15 protein-coding genes are annotated in these 20,428 nt (G+C 65.1%); 6 read left to right on the plus strand and 9 right to left on the minus strand.

Annotated elements, in window-relative coordinates; genetic code table 11:
- Positions 1-78 precede the first annotated feature (78 nt).
- Both ACYVJ8_RS16275 and ACYVJ8_RS16280 read left to right on the plus strand, forming a co-directional pair.
- Positions 79-3,108, plus strand: a complete 3,030-nt coding sequence (locus ACYVJ8_RS16275; RefSeq protein ID WP_460714318.1) for a TonB-dependent receptor domain-containing protein — start codon at positions 79-81, stop codon at positions 3,106-3,108.
- A gap of 85 nt (positions 3,109-3,193) precedes the next feature.
- On the plus strand, positions 3,194-3,880 hold the full coding sequence (locus ACYVJ8_RS16280) for a TIGR02466 family protein (protein WP_460714320.1): 687 nt from the start codon (positions 3,194-3,196) through the stop codon (positions 3,878-3,880).
- Between the two features lie 15 nt (positions 3,881-3,895).
- Here the strand turns inward: ACYVJ8_RS16280 and ACYVJ8_RS16285 are convergent, their stop codons facing one another.
- Genes ACYVJ8_RS16285 through ACYVJ8_RS16305 form a run of 5 tightly spaced genes read right to left on the minus strand, consistent with a single transcriptional unit; the run spans position 3,896 to position 9,505 of the window.
- The gene (locus ACYVJ8_RS16285; protein WP_460714322.1) at positions 3,896-5,473 is read right to left on the minus strand and encodes a tetratricopeptide repeat-containing sulfotransferase family protein; all 1,578 of its coding nucleotides are present in this window, start codon (positions 5,471-5,473) and stop codon (positions 3,896-3,898) included.
- Positions 5,470-6,477, minus strand: coding sequence for a hypothetical protein (locus tag ACYVJ8_RS16290; protein WP_460714324.1), 1,008 nt, complete (start codon positions 6,475-6,477; stop codon positions 5,470-5,472). Before ACYVJ8_RS16290 ends, ACYVJ8_RS16285 begins: the two co-directional genes overlap by 4 nt.
- Positions 6,478-6,488: 11 nt before the next feature.
- Positions 6,489-7,079, minus strand: a complete 591-nt coding sequence (locus ACYVJ8_RS16295; RefSeq protein ID WP_460714326.1) for a 2OG-Fe(II) oxygenase — start codon at positions 7,077-7,079, stop codon at positions 6,489-6,491.
- A gap of 8 nt (positions 7,080-7,087) precedes the next feature.
- On the minus strand, positions 7,088-8,878 hold the full coding sequence (locus ACYVJ8_RS16300) for a phosphoenolpyruvate carboxykinase (GTP) (protein ID WP_460714328.1): 1,791 nt from the start codon (positions 8,876-8,878) through the stop codon (positions 7,088-7,090).
- A gap of 12 nt (positions 8,879-8,890) precedes the next feature.
- Positions 8,891-9,505, minus strand: coding sequence for a TetR/AcrR family transcriptional regulator (locus ACYVJ8_RS16305; RefSeq protein ID WP_460714330.1), 615 nt, complete (start codon positions 9,503-9,505; stop codon positions 8,891-8,893).
- A gap of 234 nt (positions 9,506-9,739) precedes the next feature.
- Here ACYVJ8_RS16305 and ACYVJ8_RS16310 point away from each other — a divergent pair, with 234 nt between their 5' ends.
- Both ACYVJ8_RS16310 and ACYVJ8_RS16315 read left to right on the plus strand, forming a co-directional pair.
- Positions 9,740-12,208 carry an acyl-CoA dehydrogenase gene (locus ACYVJ8_RS16310; protein WP_460714332.1) on the plus strand — a complete coding sequence of 823 codons (2,469 nt, stop codon included), beginning with the start codon at positions 9,740-9,742 and terminating at the stop codon, positions 12,206-12,208.
- 81 nt (positions 12,209-12,289) lie between these two features.
- Entirely contained in the window at positions 12,290-12,784 is a 495-nt protein-coding gene (locus ACYVJ8_RS16315; protein ID WP_460714334.1) for a hotdog fold domain-containing protein, read from the plus strand.
- On the opposite strand, the gene ACYVJ8_RS16320 is transcribed toward ACYVJ8_RS16315, so the two are convergent.
- Both ACYVJ8_RS16320 and ACYVJ8_RS16325 read right to left on the minus strand, forming a co-directional pair.
- The gene (locus ACYVJ8_RS16320) at positions 12,752-13,102 is read right to left on the minus strand and encodes a DUF1304 domain-containing protein (protein ID WP_460714433.1); all 351 of its coding nucleotides are present in this window, start codon (positions 13,100-13,102) and stop codon (positions 12,752-12,754) included. The two genes, ACYVJ8_RS16315 and ACYVJ8_RS16320, sit on opposite strands and share 33 nt — an antisense overlap.
- Positions 13,103-13,153: 51 nt before the next feature.
- The gene (locus ACYVJ8_RS16325; RefSeq protein ID WP_460714336.1) at positions 13,154-14,512 is read right to left on the minus strand and encodes an NTP/NDP exchange transporter; all 1,359 of its coding nucleotides are present in this window, start codon (positions 14,510-14,512) and stop codon (positions 13,154-13,156) included.
- A 231-nt stretch (positions 14,513-14,743) separates the two neighbouring features.
- Between ACYVJ8_RS16325 and ACYVJ8_RS16330 the strand changes: the two genes are divergently transcribed.
- Positions 14,744-16,330 (plus strand): GMC family oxidoreductase, encoded by a 1,587-nt coding sequence (locus ACYVJ8_RS16330; protein WP_460714338.1) that lies wholly within the window; start codon positions 14,744-14,746, stop codon positions 16,328-16,330.
- Positions 16,331-16,339: 9 nt separating this feature from the next.
- On the opposite strand, the gene ACYVJ8_RS16335 is transcribed toward ACYVJ8_RS16330, so the two are convergent.
- Both ACYVJ8_RS16335 and ACYVJ8_RS16340 read right to left on the minus strand, forming a co-directional pair.
- Complete coding sequence (locus tag ACYVJ8_RS16335; RefSeq protein ID WP_460714340.1) at positions 16,340-18,247, minus strand: M48 family metallopeptidase; 1,908 nt, start codon at positions 18,245-18,247, stop codon at positions 16,340-16,342.
- A gap of 27 nt (positions 18,248-18,274) precedes the next feature.
- On the minus strand, positions 18,275-18,871 hold the full coding sequence (locus tag ACYVJ8_RS16340; protein WP_460714343.1) for a LemA family protein: 597 nt from the start codon (positions 18,869-18,871) through the stop codon (positions 18,275-18,277).
- A 75-nt stretch (positions 18,872-18,946) separates the two neighbouring features.
- Here ACYVJ8_RS16340 and ACYVJ8_RS16345 point away from each other — a divergent pair, with 75 nt between their 5' ends.
- Entirely contained in the window at positions 18,947-20,353 is a 1,407-nt protein-coding gene (locus ACYVJ8_RS16345) for a serine hydrolase domain-containing protein (protein ID WP_460714345.1), read from the plus strand.
- Positions 20,354-20,428 lie beyond the last annotated feature (75 nt).

Here is a 20,428-nt window from a genome sequence, read left to right on the forward strand (position 1 = left end):
TGCCGGTTTTGGTGTCTTTCTTGACTCCGGCGGTGGGGTTCCCATGGGAAATAAACCAAGACCGACTTGGAGAGAGAGATGACTTTGAAGACCACCCAGCTCCGCGACGCGATCAAGATCGCGCTCGCAGTGGGCACCATCGCTGGCACCGGCACTGCGTTCGCGCAGGACGCCGCCCAGCCGCAAGAAAAGGAAGCCACCACCCTCGAACGCATCGAGGTGACTGGCTCGCGCATCAAGCGCACTGATATCGAAACCTCGCAGCCGGTGTTCTCGCTGAGCCGCGACGAAATCACCGCGCAGGGCCTGACCTCGGTCGGCGATGTGATCCAGAACATCACCGCCAACGGTTCGACCCTGAACTCCACGTTCAACAACGGCGGCAACGGTGAAACCCGCGTCAGCCTGCGTAACCTCGGCTCCAACCGCACCCTGGTGCTGGTCAACGGCCGTCGTTGGATCGGTGGTACCGGTCTGGGCGGCGCGGTCGACCTCAACACCATCCCGACCGCCGCGGTCGAGCGCATCGAAGTCCTGAAGGACGGCGCCTCGACGATCTACGGTTCGGACGCGATCGCCGGCGTGGTCAACGTGATCCTGCGCTCGAACTTCGACGGCGCTGAAGCCAACGCCTACATCGGCCAGTTCGACAAGGGCGACGGCACCCGTCAGGCCTACGACTTCACCATCGGTTCGGCGGGCGACCGCTGGGCAGCGATGCTGGGCGTCGGTTACGTCAAGGAAGAGCCGGTGATGGCCGGCGATCGCAAGATCTCCGAGCTGTCGGTCTTCGGCGCTGCGCCGGATGCCTTCTTCCAGGGCAGCTCGACCGTGCCGAACGGCCGCTTCGCGCTGTGCTCGGGCGTCTTCGCCAACGGCGCCTGCAGCGTCGGTCAAACCCGTCCCAACGGCACCGCCGGTCAGTTCACCTACAACGACGGCAACAGCGGCACCAACTGGCGTAACCGCGTCGGTTCCGACGTGTTCAACTTCGCGCCGGACAACTACCTGCTGACGCCGCAGGAACGCAAGTCGCTCTTCATGAACGGCTCGCTGGACATCACCGACAACGTCCGCTTCAAGGCCACCGCGACCTACAACCAGCGCACCTCCGAACAGCTGCTGGCGGCGATTCCGATCGTGCTCGGCACCGGCCCCGGCGCCTCGCCGAACGCCAAGACGATCAGCATCAGCCCCTTCAGCATGTACAACCCGTTCGGCCAGACGGTCAGCCGCATCCAGCGTCGTGCCGTGGAAGCGGGCCGTCGTAGCTTCGTGCAGGACGTGGACACCTTCGCGTTCAACGGCGGCTTCGAAGGCACCCTGGAGTTCGGCGACAAGGCGTTCGATTGGGAAGCCGGCTACTTCTGGGGCGAGAACCGCAGCCACGTCACCGAAAGTGGCCAGTTCAACCTGGTCGCGCTGCGTGACGGCCTGGGCCCGTCGATGATCGACAACCGCCCCGGCACCGCCACCTCGGGCCAGCCGGTGTGCGTGCGCACTCCGGGCGACCTGACCACCATCATCGGTGGCTGCGTGCCGATCAACCTGCTGGGCAGCGGCACGCTGACTCCGGAGATGTTGGGTTATGCGGCCGGCACGCTGCACAGCGAGCTGGAATACAAGCAGAAGTCCTACTACGCCAACATCGGCGGTGACCTGTTCGACATCGGCGATGCCGGTGCGTTCGCGTTCTCGTTCGGTCTGGAACACCGCTCCGAGTCCGGCTTCGACTCGCCCGACGCGCTGATCGCCGCCGGCAACTCGACCGGTAACAACCGCAAGCCGACCTCGGGTGGTTACTCGGTCGACGAAGCGTATCTGGAACTGGCGATCCCGGTGCTCAAGGATCTGCCGGGCGCCCGCCTGCTCGACTTCAGCGTCGCGACCCGCTGGTCCGACTACAGCACCTTCGGCGACACGCTGAACAGCAAGTTCGGTTTCCGCTGGAAGCCGATCGACGACCTGATGGTCCGCGGCAACTGGTCGGAAGGCTTCCGCGCTCCGTCCGTGGCCGAGCTGTTCACCGGTATCAGCGACTCGTTCCCGACCCTGACCGACCCCTGCAACCTGGGCAGCTTCCCGTCGCTGTCGTCCTCGCAGCAGGCACGCTGCATCGCGCAGGGCGTCCCGGCCGGTGGTTACGACCAGGGCAACCCGCAGATCCGCATCAACGCGGGCGGCAACCCGGACCTGCAGCCGGAAAGCACCACCACCACCACTCTGGGCCTGGTCTACAGCCCCAGCTGGCTGGAAGGCTTCGATGTCTCGCTGGACTGGTGGAAGATCGACCTGGATAACGCGATCAGCACCCCGACCGGTCAGTTCATCGTCGACGAGTGCATCCGCGGCAACGTCCAGTTCTACTGCAACTTCTACACCCGCGCCGCGGGCGGCGCGCTCGACCTGACCTCGCAGCCGGGCAACGTGGGCGGCCAGAAGGTGGAAGGCTTCGACCTGACCATCGGCTACCGTCTGCCGGAAACCTCGTTCGGCAAGTTCAGCTTCTCGTGGGATACCACGTACCTGAGCAAGTTCGACGTGGATCTGGACGGCGACGGCAAGTTCGGCGAGAGCATCACCACGGTGCCGAGCATCGGTCAGTCGACCGATACCTGGGAAATCGACGAAATCGCCAACACCCCCGGCCACTACCAGCAGAACAGCAATGCCTGGCGCATTCGCTCGAACCTGGCCACGCGTTGGGAGATGGGCGACTTCGGTGCGACCTGGAACGTGCGCTACTACGGTTCGCAGGAAGAGGATTGCCAGAAGTTCGTCGACTACGGCTACAGCTTCCTGTGCTCGGATCCGGACCGCTTCATCGCCGTGCCGGAAGACACCAACGGCAATGGCCAGTGGGACGGCACCGCCGGCGGCGACAGCTTGGTCGCGGTCAACCAGGCTCGCAACCACATCGCGGCGACCACCTACCACGACGTCAGCGCCTACTGGAATGCGCCGTGGAACGCCAAGATCACGCTGGGCGTCAACAACGTGTTCGACAAGGATCCGCCGGTCTCCCGCGCGGCCTTCGCGAACTCGTTCGATCCGCAGTACGAAGTCCCCGGTCGCTTCTACTACATGCGCTACACGCAGAAGTTCTGATCGACCCGGCTTCAAAGCAACACGTACACCGCAACACCGCTACGGCCCCGAAAGGGGCCGTAGTTTTTTGTTGGCTACAATGCGGATGACCGCCTTACGTTCGATGGAACCCGCGATGTCGTTCGAGATCAATCCCGTCTTCGCCGTGCCGTTTGCGCAGGATGTCCTGCCCAATGCCGAGGCCTTGAACGCTGAAATCAGGCAATTGCTGCTGGCGCGGGAAGCGCAGGGGGCGGCCTATGCCAACCCGAATCCTTCGTTGAAGCAGCAAACCGGCGTGTTCGAGAGCGATTTCAATCTGTTCGCCTGGCCGGAAGCCTGCATCCAACAGCTGCGCCAGTTCTGCTGGGCCACCCTGGGCCGTGCCGTGCAGCAGCTGAACAACTACGACGCGGACGAGATGCGTCGGCTACAGATCTTTTCGCACACTTGGTTCCACGTGACCCGGCACGGTGGATTCACCATTCTGCATACGCATCCGATGGCGTCCTGGTCGGGGGTCTATTGCGTCGATCCAGGCCAGACACCCGAAGACCGGCCCGAGTCCGGGGTCCTGCGATTCCACAATCCGCACCACTACAGCAACTACTTCCTCGACGCGGGAAACACGCGGCTGGCTGCGCCTTATCACCACGGGACGTGGAGCGTGCGCTTCAAGGCGGGGCAACTCGTGCTGTTCCCCTCCTGGCTGCAGCATGAGGTCATGCCGTTCTATGGCAGCGACGAACGCATCACGATCGCGTTCAACTGCTGGTTCGGCATGAAGCCCTGAGCCAGGCCGCGCAGCTCAGATCGCGCCGAGTTCCTGCAGGCGGTCGATCATGGGCTGCAGATGGGCTTCGTAGGGCTTCCACGCGGCGCCGCGGTTGGTGAGGATGCCCTGCCGCACGTGCGCCGTACTTGCCGTCGACACGGCGCCCGATGATCTTTCCACGTTCAGCGCATCCGCCTCGAAGGGGAGCCCGCAGAAATCGAAGATGCCGCGTACCGTCGCCTCGGTGTCGTTGACCAGGCCGTCATAGGAGATGTCCAGCACGCGCGACGGCATGACCGTACGCCAGTGCTCCATCAAATCGCGGTAGTGCCCGACGTAATTGGCCACATCGAGCTGATTGAACGAATACAGCGCGGCATTGGTGAAGTACGTGCGCAGGTTCGAGAAGCAGGTATCCACCGGATCGCGGACCATGTGCAGGATGCGCGCGTTCGGGATCGCCTTGGCGACGAACCCGGCATTGAGCAGGTTGGGCGGCAGCTTCTCGGTCAAGAACGGCTTGCCCTTGGCGCGCCACTTCGAGTCGGCGATGAAGCCGCGGCCCATCGCGTCGAAATCGGCATCCTTCAGGCGCTGCACCGAGAGCGGATCGACCGATTGCGAGCATTTGTGGTCGGTCGCGATCTTGATCTGGGCGGTGAACGAATAGGTCTCGCCACCGTCGGCCACCATGCTGTGGCCGCCCAGGATGCGTTCGAGCAGCGTGGTGCCGGAACGATGCATGCCGATGATGAAGATCGGCACGAAGTCGTCGTCCCGCGGCGCGGACTTCACGAAGTCCGCGGTGCAAAGCGATTTGATCGCAGCGAACAGTTCGCGCGTCTTGCTCTCCTGGTAGGGCTCCAGGCGGTTCTTTACCCGGCAGTAGCGGTCCAGAGCCTGCCAGGAACCTTCGTAGTCGCCCAGGTCGTGCAGTTCGTTGTGCAGCGCATTGGACAAATACGCCTCGGCCTCGCTATCGCGCGGCGTCTGCTTCAGCAACTGGCGAAGCCGGTCGATGTGATTGCGGTCGGACGACCACTTGCGCAACCTGGAAAGCACCCAGTGCGGCTGCGGGAACAAGGGCAACAGCCGAATGGCCGCCTCCAGTTCCTGCTCGGCCTCGTCCATGCGCCCCAGGAACATCAAGGCAGTGCCGCGCATGTAACGCGCCTGTGCATGTCGAGGATCGGCCTGCGTGGCCGCCGTGGTCAACGTCAGCGCCCGCTCCTGATCGCCGATCGAACTGACGATCAGCGCCATCTCGGTCAGCATCTGCGCATGGCCGCAGCGCACGAAAGTGGATCGGTCCAGTAGCGCCAGCAGGCGCGCGGGTTCGTGGAGTTCCCGCAGCTTGCGCGCGAGCTCCAGCGTAAGCCCCGGATGATCGATGGCCAGCGGCAACGCCGATAGCACTCGTTCGCGGGCGGTGCGATAGCGATCCAACTTGAGCAGCGCCGCCGACGACTTCAGCAAGGCCGGCAGATGGCCGGGGTTGTGGCTGATGATCCCTTCGAAGGCGGCAGCGGCCCGCGCCCAATCGCCTCGGGAGGCATAGGCCTCACCCTGCTGCCACAGGCGCTGTTCCTTGGTTTCCACGGAGTGATTCATTCGTTGGTGACTACAGTGAGGCTTTGGCGCATGTAAGGAAGCAGGTAGCGCTGCGCCCAGATTAGGGCGCTCTGAAGCTCCGCGGAGAACATATTGGCCACCATCTGCTTCTCCACGTCGCGCTTTTCCGAACCGTAAGCCGTATCCGGCACTTTCGCATGGCGTTGGGAAACCGCCGCGACATGCGCGGCGAACGCCTCCGCCGGCGGGTCCAGTCCAAGCCACTGGGCGACACGCCCGGCCATGGCGGCCACATCATCGAGGAGTTCGCGCTGGTCCAGTATCCACACCCGGTCAGTCCCGGCCGCTTGCTGTATGTCGAGAGCCAGTTCGCGCTGCGCGGCCCACTGCAACGCAGCGGCGCATAGCAGGCTCGGAGGTTCGAACGCCTGTTCGGGCAGGCTGTGGCGAAAGTGGCCGGCACGCAACGCACGCTGGGCCAGCTGCGGAATCTTCGCCTGCGTTTCCGCGGTCTTCTTCAGGTTGGAAACCAGGAAGTCATCGAGATCCGAGGTCAATACCACCGCGCGCGCAGCCGGCGTCTCCCGCAACAGATCAGTAGCCACGTTCAATGCGGCGTGCGTAGGCTTTATGACGATGCTTGCGCCGTCATCGCGGCGGCGCGCGAGCAGATCGACGATGATCTGCGGAAACCGCCCCAGCGCCACACCCTCCTCGCGCGCATCGCCCAGCCGTCGTAATACCAGCGGCTCCTTGAGGCAGATCTGATGGGGCGGAAAATGCAACGCACGCGCCAGCAGCGTCGAACAGCAGAAAGAGGTGTGGAATAGCCAACCTACGTGGCTACGAACCAGTCCCTGCGGCACCTGATCCACGCTCACCACCTGGCTCTGGCCGAGCGGCGCTTCCACCCGGTTGTCGAGGAAGGACGCGCTGCCGATGACGGCGTCGCTCAGCTCCAGGAAAGCGATCCGCCCGCCGCGCACATCGGCGTCGACGGGAAACCAGCGCGCATCCGCAAGATCCGGCATCCGATCGCTCATCGTCTGCGGCTTCAGCGCGCGACGCGCTGGAACTTGATTGCGAAGGTGTAACGCGGCGCGTAGCAGATGCGATTGGGCGGCCGCCCCACGTGCTTTATCGCGCCATCGAAAACCACCAGGCGCCCGGGGCGCGGCTGCACGGCGCACGCTATTTCATCGGCGCCATCGAAGAACATCGTCTCACCGCCCCACTCGATGTCCCAACGATCGCACAGGTACCACAGCGCGGTCAGGTCATGCTGATCCGGCAAACAATCGGTATGGGTGAACAACATGTCGCCGTAGCTGGCGACATTGGTGTACGCGCGATACGGCTCGTAGTCGAAACCCGCCACCGCAAAAGCGCCCAGCGCGCTGCGCGTGGTGTCATAGATCGGCTGCCGCAGCAGCGCTTCCAGTTTGACCTCGGTCGCCCAGTGCTTGTATTCGGCCGTTTCCGGACGCGCGATTTCCGAGCGCGTGAACGGAGCACGCGCCAGGGTCTGCACGTACTCCGCAACATTCGGCAGCAAGCCGTCGAACACCCGCAGCGGGCGGCCATCGATCAGCAGTTCTCGAGTGGCCGCGATGTGTGCTGCAGCGGCGGCGGGGTTCGACTCCATGGCGTGCGTCAGCCGGCCAGCGAATCGGCGATACGCCGCTGCTCTTCGTGCAATGCCTGCGGCATGCGCGGACCGTATTCCTTCAGGTACTCGCCGATGCTGTCGAACTCCGCCTGCCAGCCGGCGCGGTCGAAACCGAACAGCTTGGCCTTGGCTTCGTCGCCGAGCTTGATCTCGCCCAGATTGAGGTCTTCCGCGCGCGGCAGGTTGCCGATCGGCGTTTCCTGCGCGGCGGCTTCGCCCTTCACGCGGCGGATCATCCACTCCAGCACGCGCAGGTTGTCGCCGAAGCCCGGCCACAGGAACTTGCCGTCGTCGCCCTTGCGGAACCAGTTGACGTGGAAGATCTTCGGCAGCTTCGCGCCGTCCTGGTCGAACGAAAGCCAGTGGCTGAAGTAGTCGGCGAAGTTGTAGCCGCAGAACGGCTTCATCGCCATCGGATCGCGGCGCATCACGCCGACGGCGCCGGTGGCGGCAGCGGTGGTTTCCGAACCCATCGCCGCGCCGACCAGCACGCCGTGCGTCCAGTCGCGTGCTTCGAATACCAGCGGCACCAGCGAGGCGCGGCGACCGCCGAACACGATCGCGCTGATCGGCACGCCCTGCGCGTCCTCCGCCTTCGGCGAATACGACGGGCACTGCTTCGCGCTCACCGTGAAGCGCGAATTCGGATGCGCGGCCGGGCCGTTGCTGGAATCGTATTCATTTCCGCGCCAATCAATGGCGGGCTTGCCTTCGCCCAGGCCCTCCCACCACGGCTGGTTGTCCGCGGTGACTGCGACGTTGGTGAAGATCGCGTCGTGCGCGACAGTCTTCAGTGCATTCGGATTCGAGTTGATCGAAGTACCCGGCGCCACGCCGAAGAAGCCGGCTTCCGGATTGATCGCGTACAGACGTCCATCGGCGCCCGGACGCATCCAGCAGATGTCGTCGCCGACGGTCCACACCTTCCAGCCATCCTTGAGGTAGCCCTCCGGCGGGATGAGCATGGCCAGATTGGTCTTGCCGCACGCGGACGGGAACGCGGCCGCGATGTAATGCGTTTCGCCCTGCGGGTTCTCCAGGCCGAGAATCAGCATGTGCTCGGCGAGCCAGCCTTCGGACTTCGCCTGATGCGAGGCGATGCGCAGCGCATGGCACTTCTTGCCCAGCAGCGCATTGCCGCCGTAGCCAGAACCGTAGGACTTGATCGTGAGTTCTTCGGGGAAGTGCATGATGAAACGGCGGTTCGGATCGAGCTCGCCGATGGAGTGCAGGCCCTTCACGAACGAGCCTTCGCGCTCGATGCGTGCCAGCGCCGGTGCACCCATGCGGGTCATGATCCGCATGTTGGCGACCACGTAAGGCGAGTCGGTGATCTCCACGCCGCAACGCGACAGCGGCGAGTCGATCGGGCCCATGCAGTACGGGATCACGTACATGGTGCGGCCCTTCATGCAGCCCGCGAACAGCGCGTCCATCTTGGCGTGGCCGTCTGCGGGCGACATCCAGTGATTGTTCGGGCCGGCGTCGTCGCGCTGCGGCGTGCAGACGAAGGTCAGGTGCTCGACGCGAGCGACGTCGTCCGGATGCGAGCGGTGCAGCCAGCTGCGCGGATGGGTCTGCTCGTTGAGGCGGATCAGGGTGCCGTCCGCTTCCATCTGCGCGATGAGCATGGCGTTCTCGGCATCGCTGCCATCGCACCAGTGGATGGCGTCGGGCAGCGTCAGCGCAGCCACTTGCGCCACCCACGTGTTGAGCGCGGCAAGTTTGCTTCGGCCGGCGTTTTCAGCCGGAGCCGTCTGCGACAGGTTGTTCATCAACGGACCTTCTTACGGATTGGGAATCAGGGTTGCGGCCATGTGCTCCACATAGGCCTCGAATTCGTCGTGCTGCATCCGCGTCTGGTGCAGCTGCAGGTTGAGCTGCAGGAATCCGACATACGCCGAATACAGCAGCTGCGCGCGATGGCGCGCGTCGGTGCGGATCAGGCCCGCCTGGCGGAACGATGCCGTGAGGTAGTCGAGACGGCGCTCGGAAACGCGGCCGATCACCGGCTGCACCGCGGGATGGTCCATCGCCTTGATCAGCTCGGAATAGACCACGTGCGACTTGTACTCGTGCGCGACCAGGGTGAAGAGTGCGCGCAGGCGAGCGCGCGGATCGTTGATCGGTTCGAGTTCACCGAACAGCAGATCCTGCTCCATCTTCTCCCAGCGCTCGAGCGCGGCGACGAGCAAGGCCTCGCGCGACGGGAAGTGCCAGTAGAAGCTGCCCTTGGTGACGCCCAGGCGCCGGGCGAGCGGTTCGACCGCTACGGCGGAAACCCCCTGCTCGGCGATCAGATCCAGAGCGGCGGAAGCCCAGTCGTCGGCGCTGAGGCGCCCGGTGCGCTCCTTGGCGTCGGATTTGGCGGCGGAGTCGGTCTTGGTCGCGGCAGTCGTCATGTCGGTCAGTTTAACCATACGGTGGCGACTGTGACAGTACGCACAGCGCCGGGAGTCCGTCTTGCGCGCGGTTGACAGCGCCTTCGAAACGGAACCATACTCGTCCGTATGTTAAGCGTTTCATGCCGCTGTTTGAATCCGGCCGAAGCCAGGCGCTTTGGCCGGTACAGTGACGGAAGCGCTCGACCAACTTGACCGCTAGCCCGTCAACGCCGCGTCGCGCCGGAGCCTTTCATGAGCATAGTTCTTCCCTTCCTCGCCCTGCTGGTCGTGGGTGCCATCGCCGCCTATCACCGCCTGCGCCTGGTCATCTGGGTCGCGGCCACGGCGACGGCGCTGATCGCCTGTCTGCTGCTGGGCGCCAACATCACCTCCACCATCATCGCGACCTTGCTGGCCGCGCTGGTCGCGGTGCCGCTGCTGGTGCCGCAGATTCGCCTGCCCTTCATCACCAAGCCGCTGCTGGGCTTCTATACCAAGATCCTGCCGCCGCTGTCGGAGACCGAGCGGGTCGCCCTGGAAGCCGGCACCGTCGGCTGGGAAGGCCAGCTGTTCTCCGGCAAGCCGGACTGGGACGTGCTCTTCGACCAGCCCAAGCCGGAACTGCGCGCTGACGAACAGGCCTTCATCGACGGACCGGTCGAAGAGGTCTGCCGCATGACCAACGACTGGCAGATCACCCACGTCAACGCCGACCTCACGCCGGAAATCTGGGACTACATCAAGAAGAACAAGTTCTTCGGCATGATCGTGCCGAAGGAATACGGCGGCCTCGGCTTCACCGCACTGGGCAACCACAAGGTGATCCAGAAGCTGGCCACCGTGTCGACCGTGCTGAGTTCCACCGTCGGCGTGCCCAACTCGCTCGGCCCCGCCGAACTGCTGATGCACTACGGCACCAAGGAACAGAAGGACTACTACCTGCCGCGCCTGGCCGACGGCCGCGAAGTGCCCTGCTTCGGCCTGACCGGCCCGTGGGCGGGTTCGGATGCGACCTCGATCCCGGACTACGGCATCGTGACCATGGGCGAATGGAACGGCGCGCGCGTGGTCGGCGTGAAGCTGACCTTCGACAAGCGCTACATCACCCTCGCGCCGGTGGCGACGCTGATCGGTCTCGCCTTCCGCATGTACGACCCAGAAGGTCTGATCGGCGACAAGAAGGACATCGGCATCACCCTCGCGCTGGTGCCCCGCGACACCGCCGGCATCGATATCGGCCGCCGCCATTTCCCACTCAACTCGCCCTTCCAGAACGGCCCGATTCATGGCCGCGAAGTCTTCATCCCGCTCAGCCAGCTGATCGGCGGCGAAGCCTATTCCGGCAAGGGCTGGCAGATGCTGGTCGAATGCCTGTCGATCGGCCGTTCGATCACCCTGCCCTCCACCGCCAGCGGCGGCGCGAAGTTCGGCGCCGTGGTCACCGGCGCGTATGCGCGCATCCGCAAGCAGTTCGGCCTGTCGGTTGGACGTTTTGAAGGCGTGGAAGAAGCGCTCGCGCGCATCGGCGGCAAGGCCTTCGCGATCAGCGCGCTGTCCGAAGCGGCCGCGGCCGCGGTCACGCGCGGCGAACTGCCCGCGGTGCCTTCCACCATCGCCAAGTACCACTGCACCGAGATGGCGCGCGAAGTTGCCACCGACGTGATGGATATCCACGGCGGCAAGGGCATCATCCTCGGCCCGAAGAACTACGCCGGCCGCAACTGGCAGGCATTGCCAATCATGATCACGGTGGAAGGCGCGAACATCATGACGCGCTCGCTGATGATCTTCGGCCAGGGCGCGATCCTGTGCCATCCGTGGGTGCTGAAGGAGATGAAGGCCGCCGGCCTCGCCGATCCGCAGGAACGTTTGAGCGAATTCGACCGCAACCTGTTCGGCCATGTCGGTTTCGCCTTCTCCAATGCCGTGCGCAGCTGGTGGTACGGCTTCACCAGTGCGCGCATCGGCACGGCACCGGGCGATGCCTACACGCGCCGTTATTACCGCAAGCTCAATCGCTATTCCGCGGCGCTGGCGCTGGCGGCGGACACCTCGATGCTGCTGCTCGGCGGCAAGCTCAAGTTCAAGGAATCGCTGTCGGGTCGTCTGGGCGACGTGCTGAGCCAGCTCTACATCGCCAGCGCGATGCTGAAGCGTTACGAAGACCAGGGCCGTCCGGTGTCCGACCAGCCGTTGCTGGCCTGGGCCTTCCACGATGCGGTGAACAAGATCGAGACTGCCTTCTCCGCCGCGCTGCGCAACTTCCCGGTGCGTCCGGTCAGCTATCTGCTGTGGATGCTGATCTTCCCGTGGGGTCGCCGCGCGCAGGCGCCCAGCGATCGCCTTGGCCACAAGGTCGCTTCGCTGTTGATGTCGCCGAACGAAGCGCGCGACCGCCTCGCCGCCGGCACCTTCCTCACGCCGTGCGCCAACAACCCCGCCGGCCGCGTCAACAGCTACCTGCCCAAGGTAATCCTGGCCGAACCGGTGGAGCGCAAGTTCCTCAAGGCGCTGAAGAACAGCGACATCGAAGCCTTGGATTTCGCCTCGCAACTGGACGAAGGCGTGCGCGAAGGCTGGATCACCGCGGACGAACGCAAGCAGCTCGAAGAGTTGCGGGAAATGACCGTCGATGCGATCAGCGTGGACGATTTCGATCCCGAGGAGCTGCGTTCGGCCGGCTATCGCCGCGAGCAGTACGACAGCCGGGCCGCGGCCTGAGCCTCGACACCGCGACGACCACACGACGGCGGGCCTGACCCGCCGTCGTCTTTTCAGGGATTCTTCCTAGGAATTTCGCGCATGGCCGCTTCCGTGCTTTCGATGTATCGACGCCTCAACCGATGGCCGGCGGGACAGTGGCTGTTCTCGCGTGCGGTGTGCCTGCGCGCGCCCTACTTCGCCACGATCGCGCCGCGCTTCGTCGCGCTCGAACCCGGCCGCTGCGAAGTCACCATCAAGGACCGGCGCCGCGTGCACAACCACATCGGCACCGTGCATGCCATCGCGCTGTGCAATCTGGCCGAACTCAGCGCGGGCGTGATGACCGAGGCTTCACTGCCGGCGACGATGCGCTGGATTCCCAAAGGAATGACGGTCGAATACCTGAAGAAGGCCCGAGGCACCATGCATGCGACCGCCACGCCCGACGTCGCCATCGCCGAATCCGCGAACGGCTACGACCTGCCGGTCACCGTTTCCGTGCGCGATCCGCAAGGCGAGGAAGTCTTCCGCGCCCGCATCATGATGTGGCTATCGCCGAAGTCACGTGGACAGGACAGCGGCAAGCGCGAGTAGCGCTGGCAGCGACTGCACGAAGAAGATCCGCCGGTTCACCGTCGCCGCCCCATAGAGGCCGGCGACGATCACACAGCCGAGAAAGAAGAACTCAAACTCGCGCGAGGCGGTGGCCACGCCATACACGAGGCCTGCGGCAAGAAGGCCGTTGTACAGCCCCTGATTGGCCGCCAGCACCTTCGACTGCTCGGCCTTCTCCGGCGACTGCCGGAAAACCTTGAGGCCCAGCGGCTTGGTCCACAGGAACATTTCCAGCACCAGGAAATACAGGTGCAGCAGAGCCACGAGCAGAACGAGTACGACCGCGAGCGACTGCATCATTTCGATCCCCATTGAAGATGTGCCATTCGAAAAGGCGCGGAAGACGCGTCAGGTCGCTCCGACCTGATGCGCCGGCAACGAATTCTCGCGGCGCGCCGTGTCCGCCAGTCGCCACCCGACCGCCGTCGCCAGGGCACCCCACGACGCGGCCAGCAAAGAGAAGCCGGCCACGCCCACGCCGAACCCGCGCAACCCATCCATGATCGAAGCGACGGTGAGATCGCCGAAACGCCAGACCGCGGTATCGACCGCATTCTTGCCTTTGTAGCGGACACTGCGCGGCACCATCGAGAACAGGCTTTCGCGCGCAGGGCCGACCATTCCGTACGCCAAGGCGCGGCTCACGACCAGCGCCATGGCGACCCAGGGCATCAGCAGCAGGAATCCGACCATCGATCTAACCAGCTCCGTTCCGAACCAGTTGCCCGGAATATCGGCCACTGTCCGTGCAACCCGGCCCGCGTCCAATCCGGTCACGGCGGCGTGCGGATCGGCCGCAAAAAACACCAATAGCAGAACCACCATGACGCCCGTGCCCCACAGCGCTATGAGCAGACCCGCACCCTTGCGCGGCAACAGCCAGCTGGTAACGAAGATCTGCAGGAAGACCTGGAGGATATTCGTGGTGAGATCCATGCCACTGAAGAACTGCGTACGCGCGACCGCGTCGGTGAAGTGGTCCTTTGCATAGTCGGCCACCAACGCATAATTGACGGTACCAATGCCGTCGCCCAGCAACAGCAGCAGCGACATGCCGCGAATGAACGGATTGGCGAACACTTGCTTCAGCCCATCCCACATGCTGCCGCCGACTGCGGCCTCATGGCCGACTTCGAACCGCCGCGCACCATGCACGCGCGCCCATCGACCCAACACCACCGCGCAGCTCGCAGCGACAGTCAGAAAGGTCGCCGACACCATCAGCAGCGGCGCGACGCCAATCCGGCCGACAAGTATCTGCGTCAGGGCTGGTCCGAATATCGCTCCCGCGGTACCGCCCAGCGCGATGATCGGGAACAAACGCCGAGCCTGCCCTTCATCCCAGATGTCCGCCATGAAGCTCCAGAACACGGCGACCACGAACAGGTTGAAAACGCTAACCCAGACAAAGAACACCACGCCCAAGGCAAAGGGCGTGATCAACCCGGCATGGGTAAAGAAGGGAACGAACCCGAACAGGCACACGATGAAGAACGCATACACCACCGGCACCACCACCCGGCGCGGGTAACGCGACGCCAGCGCGGAGAAGACCGGGGTCAGTCCGAGCGTCGCGGCGAACACCGTGGCATAGAACCAGGTCTGGTTGGTCGAGCCGCCCACGGCCGCGAAGAGCTGTTCGCGGACGGGGCGCAGGATGTAATACGCGGCCAATACGCAGAAGAAGTAAGCGAACGACAGCACCACCGCCCGCCATTCGCCGGTATGAATGCGCCGGCTGGTCTCGCCTGCGGCGTGATACGTCCCCATGCGACCACTCCGCAGAAACTGGCGCCACGGTAGCCCATGCCTGCCGCGTCCGCTACCGCGCAGGCGGGACGCCAGAGCGTCGGTCACCCGGACTCAGAGCAAATGCTCTAGGCGCCGGGCATAGCGTCGGCGCCGTCATGACGCGGTAGCAATATTGGGGACGGCACGTTGTACGACTACATCATCATCGGCGCCGGCTCAGCCGGCTGCGTGCTGGCCAATCGCCTGACCGAAGACCCCGACTGTCGGGTCCTGCTGCTGGAAGCCGGCCCGCGCGACTGGCATCCCTTCATCCATATGCCTGCCGGACTGGCCAAGCTGGTCGGCAAGAAAGGGGTGAACTGGGACTACGACACCGCTCCCGAGCCGCAGCTCGACAACCGCAGGCTGTGGTGGCCGCGCGGCAAGGTGCTCGGCGGCTCCAGTTCGATCAATGCGATGTGCTACATCCGCGGCGTGCCCGGCGACTACGACGATTGGGCACGGCAAGGCGCAACGGGCTGGAATTGGAACAGCGTTCTTCCGTTCTTCAAACGCAGCGAGCGCAACGATCGCGGTGGCGATGCCCTGCACGGCGAGAACGGCCCGCTGTACGTGTCCGACCTGCGTTACACCAACCCGCTCTCGCGCGCCTTCATCGAGGCCGGAGAGCAGGCAGGCTACGCGCGGAACCGCGACTTCAACGGCGCGCAGCAGCAGGGATTCGGCCTGTACCAGGTCACCCAGAAGGACGGCGCCCGCTGTTCCGCGTCCGTCGCCTACTTGCACCCTGTTCGTGAGCGGCACAACCTCACCGTCATCACCGGCGCACGCGCCAGCCGTGTCACCTTCGACGGCAACCGCGCCAACGGCGTGACCTACAGCGTCGGCGGACGCGCCTTCCATCAGCTGGCGACACGCGAAGTCCTGTTGAGCGGCGGCGCGATCAACTCGCCGCAATTGCTGATGCTGTCGGGTGTCGGCCCTGCGGCAGAGCTGCGACGTCATGGCATCGATATCGTCTTCGATGCGCCACAGGTTGGTGAAAACCTGCAGGATCACCTCGATATCTGCACGCTGCAGCACTCGACCCAGCGCGTGACCTACGACCGCCTCAGCGACGCGAAGATCGCCTTCGACTACTACCTGCGCGGCCACAGCGGCCCGGGCAGCAGCAACATCGCGGAAGCCGGCGCCTTCGTCCGCTCGCAATACGCGCCCGACGAACGCGCCGACATCCAGTTCCACTTCGTCCCGGCCATGCTCGACGACCACGGCCGCCACCGCCTGGCCGGCGACGGCTACACCGCGCACGCCTGTTTCCTGCGTCCGCGCAGCCGCGGCCGCATTCTGCTCGCCAGCGCCAGCGCCGGCGACAAGGCCCGCATCGAAGCGAACTACCTGAGCGACCCCGAAGGCTTCGACCTGAAGATGATGGTCGAATGCGCGAAGTTGTCGCGCGAGATCTTCGCCCAGAAGGCCTTCGATGCTTACCGCGGCGCGCCGATCTTCCCCAAGCGCAACGATCTGTCCGATGCCGAACTGGTCGAATTCGTGCGGGCGAAAGCCGAATCGGTGTACCACCCCATCGGCACCTGCCGCATGGGCAACGACGACGCGTCCGTGGTGGATCCGCAGTTGCGTGTGCGCGGCGTCGAGGGCTTGCGCGTGGTCGACGCTTCGGTGATGCCGACCCTGATCGGCGGCAACACCAATGCGCCGACCATCATGATCGCCGAGCGCGCCGCCGATCTGATCAGCGGGCGGATTTCCTGAGCCAAGGCGTCAGCTGCGTCCGAGCATCGGCGGCAGCGGACAGTGCAAGGTGCTGCAGATCGTGCGCAGCAGTTCGGCTTCGGCGATGGCGATGCGCCCGTCCTGGCCGATGGTGGCGGTGATGGCTTCCACCAGCACTTCCTTGGCCATGGGTTCCAGCGCATCCAGCGGCGACCAAACCTCGTCGAGCACCAGCACGCCCTGCTCGCGCGGCAGATAAGGCAGTGGCTGATCCGGAAGAATGCGCTGCATGCCAAACAGATACGCTTGGCGTGCCGCCTCCGCGTCGGTATTGCCGGATTGCGCGACGACCGCCAGCAGCGTCGCGATCTCGCCGCGCACTTCGCTGATCTTGCGGCGGCCGAAGCGCGCATAGCGCGACGGATCCAGCGACTCGCGCACGTGCACGGTCAACAGCCGCGCCAGGCAATATTCGAACAGCGATACGCGACCATCCGCGTACACCATCGCATTGACCGCATCGAGGAAGACATCGAGGTCCGGCCGCGGGCGCAGGCGCAACACCGGGAACGCCAGCGACGCCAGCGGCAACCGCAACGCCGGATGCAATGAAGCCAGCACCTCCCGGTGCAGCCTTTGTGCCTCCAGCGCGACCGTCTTGCCCAAGCGCGCGCCGATCTCGTCCATCTGCCGCTCGGCGACTTCGGCCTGTGCGTCGAGCAACAGCGCCAACAGCAGCGGTACCACGGATTCGCGTTGTGCCGCCAGCATCCGAAGTTCATCCGGAAGGTTCGCGGTGATCGCATCGGCACGGCGGTAATCGTCCGCACCAGGCTGGGCGACCTGCGCGGCCACGGCGGCCGGCGTCACCGTTTGTTGCGCCGACGCCGCGGGAAGTGGCGGCGGCCCGGCCGTTGCGGCCAGGCCCAGATGCGCGTCTTCTTCCAGACCATCGGGCGGCTCGGTGTGCCATTGCGCGCGCAGGCGTTCGAGTTGCTCGCCGCTGAAACCCGGCTCCAGCGCCTGGATGCGTTCGAGCAGCGGCGGATGCGTGGCGAACCAACTGCGCAGGCCCACGCCGTCGCCGAACAGCATGTGGCTGATCTCCTCCGCGTCGCCGCGATGACTCAGCTTGCTGCCTTCGTCGATGCCGCCGATCTTCTTGAGCGCACCGGCGAGCCCCGCCGTCTGCCGCGTGAATTGCACCGCAGAGGCATCGGCGAGGCGTTCGCGCGAACGGCTCACGCCCGCCTTGATCAGCCGGCCGAAGAACAAGCCGATGTAGCCAACGACCATCGCGATCAACGCCGCCACCAGAATTGCGCCGGCATTGCGATCGCGCCCGCGTCCGAGCTCGAGCACCTTGCGACCGATGATGGCGAGCATGAGGATGCCGAACAGCACGCCGATCAGGCGGATGTTGAGGCGCATGTCGCCGTTGAGAATATGGCTGAACTCATGGGCGATCACGCCCTGCAGTTCGTCGCGATTGAGGCGTTCCAGCGCACCGCGCGTCACCGCGACGACGGCGTCCGATGGCGAGTAGCCGGCGGCGAAGGCATTGATCGCCGCTTCGTGCTCGAGCACGTACAGCCTGGGCATCGGCACGCCCGAGGCAATGGCGATTTCCTCGACGACGTTGCGCAGGCGCTGCAGCTGGAAGTCGTTGCCGTGCTCGGGTACCGCGACGCCGCCCAGTTGCAGCGCCACCGATTCGCCGCCACCGCTCAGGGTCGCCACGCGATACAGCGAACCCAGCCCGATGATGCCGAGCGTCGCCAGCGTGGTGAACACCAGCATCGCACCGGTCTCGCCCGGCAACGCATCGCGGTGGGCGAACACCAGCCACACGGCGAAGTCCACCGCGAAGGCGATCCCGAGCACCGCCAGCACGAACAGGATGACCAGCCGCGTGGAATGGCGCCGCGCTGCGGCCTGGTGTTCGAAGAAATTCATCTCGGGCGCCTGAGGAGCGCCGGGATTTTAGAACTGCACCTTGGGCGCGGCGCGGACCTGCGCCTGCTGCTCCGACGGGATCTCCAGCAGGGCCGCCGGGGCGAAATTGAACATGCCGGCGACGACGCTCGACGGGAACACTTCGCGGCGGTTGTTGTAGGCCATCACGCTGTCGTTGAAGGCCTGGCGGGCGAAGGCGACCTTGTTTTCGGTCGAGGTCAGCTCCTCGGTGAGCTGCATCATGTTCTGGTTGGCCTTGAGGTCGGGGTAGGCCTCGGCCACGGCCAGGAGGCGGCCGAGCGCACCATTGAGCTGGCCCTGGGTCGCCGCGAGCTGCTCCATCGCGACGGGGTCGCCGGGGCTGGCCTTGGCCGCCGACAGGCCGGAAATGGCGGCGCCGCGGGCGGCGATGACCGCTTCCAGGGTCTCTCGTTCGTGTCTTAAGTATCCCTTGGCGGTTTCCACCAGGTTGGGGATGAGGTCGAACCGGCGCTGCAGCTGCACGTCGATCTGGGCGAAGGCATTCCGGAAGGCATTTCGGGCCGTCACCAGACCGTTGTAGATGCCCACCGCCCAGAACGCCAACACGATCACCAAACCCAACAAAATCAGCAAGCTGAACATGATTCCTTCCCCCATCCCTTGAAGTTTGGCGCTATGATCAGGCGCGTTTTAGAGCATACGCAGGCGCTGAGAGCGATGAAAGCACCATCCAGCCGCCGGCCCCGCAGGATGTGGCAAGCCGGGTTGATTCTCTCGTGCCTGATGACTCAGGCCCTCGGCACGTCCGCGCAGACGCCTCTGCGTTGGGAAAAGACCGCTCCGCAGGCGGCCGCCTCGCCGGGCTCCGCATCGCGCTCCGGTTTCATCGATCGCGCCACCCCGCAGAACCTGCTGCCCCTGGGCTCGAACTTCGACGTTCCCCAGTTCGAAGCCATGGCCGAGCAGTTGGTCGCCAACCGCCGTATCCCCGGCATGGCGATGGCCATCGTGCACAACGGCCGCGTGCTGAGCGCGCGCGGCTACGGCATCACCGATACCCGCGCACCGCTGCCGGTCGACGGCCACACCGTGTTCCGCCTGGCCTCGCTGTCGAAAGCCTTCGCCGGCACCGTCACCGGGCTGATGGTCAACGACGGTACGCTGCGCTGGGACACCCGGCTGACGCAGTACGACCCCGATTTCCATCTCGCCGATCCCGCCGCCGCCGCCCAGATCACCGTGGCCGACCTGCTGAGCCATCGCGTCGGCCTGCGCCACAACGCCTTCGATCGCGATCTGGAAGCGAACGTCGACTTCACCACCCTGACGCACAAGCTCGCCTACGCGCCGATGGAGTGCTCGCCGGGCACCTGCTACGGCTACCAGAACATCGCTTTCAGTCTGGTCGGCGACATCATCCAAGGCGCCTCGGGCACCCCCTACGCGCAGCAGGTGCAGAACCGCATTTTCCGTCCGCTCGGCATGAAAGACGCGAGCGTCGGCCTGGACGGCATCCTGACCAGCCAGAACTGGGCGCGTCCGCATGTGCGCACCCGCGGCGGCTGGCTGTCGCTGACGCCCAAGCAGGCGTACTACAACGTGTTGCCCGCCGCCGGCGTCAATGCCAGCGCCAGCGACATGGCGCAGTGGCTGCTGGCGCACACCGGCCATCGTCCCGACGTGCTGTCGGCGCCGTTGCTGGCGACCCTGCACCAGCCGCTGGTGACCACGCCGACCGAACTGCGCGGCTCTTCCTGGCGCCGTGAACGCCTCAATGCCGCCAGCTACGCGCTGGGCTGGCGCGTCTACGACTACGCGGGCAACAACCTGGTCTTCCACGGCGGCGCCGTGCAGGGCTATCGCGGCGTCGTCGCGCTGTTGCCGGACCGCGACCTGGGCATCGCCATCCTCTGGAACAGCGAAAGCTCGCTGCCCACCGGCATGTTGCCGACCATGCTCGACCGGGCCATCGGCCTGAGCGATCGCCCGTGGCTGGACATCGAGTTCGACGAGCCGACGCTGTTTGCCGGCAACAATGCCGACAAGCCGGCCGATGCCACCGCTGCGCCGGTCCGCAACGAAGCCGGTACCGCGACCACCAAGTCGACCGCGGCTCCGCACTGAGCGAAGTCGCGGTGCCTGTCCGACCGATACGCTTAAAGCGCTTCGCATAGCCCGACTTTGCATCCGCACGGCGGA

Source organism: Lysobacter terrae (assembly GCF_054782215.1).

What these genes read in the sequence shown, in the direction of transcription:
- ACYVJ8_RS16305 (WP_460714330.1), bottom strand. Translation starts at nt 9,505, where the DNA reads ATGACGACTGCCGCGACCAAGACCGACTCCGCCGCCAAATCCGACGCC.
- ACYVJ8_RS16345 (WP_460714345.1), top strand. Translation starts at nt 18,947, where the DNA reads ATGAAAGCACCATCCAGCCGCCGGCCCCGCAGGATGTGGCAAGCCGGG.
- ACYVJ8_RS16285 (WP_460714322.1), bottom strand. Translation starts at nt 5,473, where the DNA reads ATGAATCACTCCGTGGAAACCAAGGAACAGCGCCTGTGGCAGCAGGGT.
- ACYVJ8_RS16310 (WP_460714332.1), top strand. Translation starts at nt 9,740, where the DNA reads ATGAGCATAGTTCTTCCCTTCCTCGCCCTGCTGGTCGTGGGTGCCATC.
- ACYVJ8_RS16290 (WP_460714324.1), bottom strand. Translation starts at nt 6,477, where the DNA reads ATGAGCGATCGGATGCCGGATCTTGCGGATGCGCGCTGGTTTCCCGTC.
- ACYVJ8_RS16335 (WP_460714340.1), bottom strand. Translation starts at nt 18,247, where the DNA reads ATGAATTTCTTCGAACACCAGGCCGCAGCGCGGCGCCATTCCACGCGG.
- ACYVJ8_RS16340 (WP_460714343.1), bottom strand. Translation starts at nt 18,871, where the DNA reads ATGTTCAGCTTGCTGATTTTGTTGGGTTTGGTGATCGTGTTGGCGTTC.
- ACYVJ8_RS16280 (WP_460714320.1), top strand. Translation starts at nt 3,194, where the DNA reads ATGACCGCCTTACGTTCGATGGAACCCGCGATGTCGTTCGAGATCAAT.
- ACYVJ8_RS16315 (WP_460714334.1), top strand. Translation starts at nt 12,290, where the DNA reads ATGGCCGCTTCCGTGCTTTCGATGTATCGACGCCTCAACCGATGGCCG.
- ACYVJ8_RS16295 (WP_460714326.1), bottom strand. Translation starts at nt 7,079, where the DNA reads ATGGAGTCGAACCCCGCCGCCGCTGCAGCACACATCGCGGCCACTCGA.
- ACYVJ8_RS16320 (WP_460714433.1), bottom strand. Translation starts at nt 13,102, where the DNA reads ATGCAGTCGCTCGCGGTCGTACTCGTTCTGCTCGTGGCTCTGCTGCAC.
- ACYVJ8_RS16300 (WP_460714328.1), bottom strand. Translation starts at nt 8,878, where the DNA reads ATGAACAACCTGTCGCAGACGGCTCCGGCTGAAAACGCCGGCCGAAGC.
- ACYVJ8_RS16275 (WP_460714318.1), top strand. Translation starts at nt 79, where the DNA reads ATGACTTTGAAGACCACCCAGCTCCGCGACGCGATCAAGATCGCGCTC.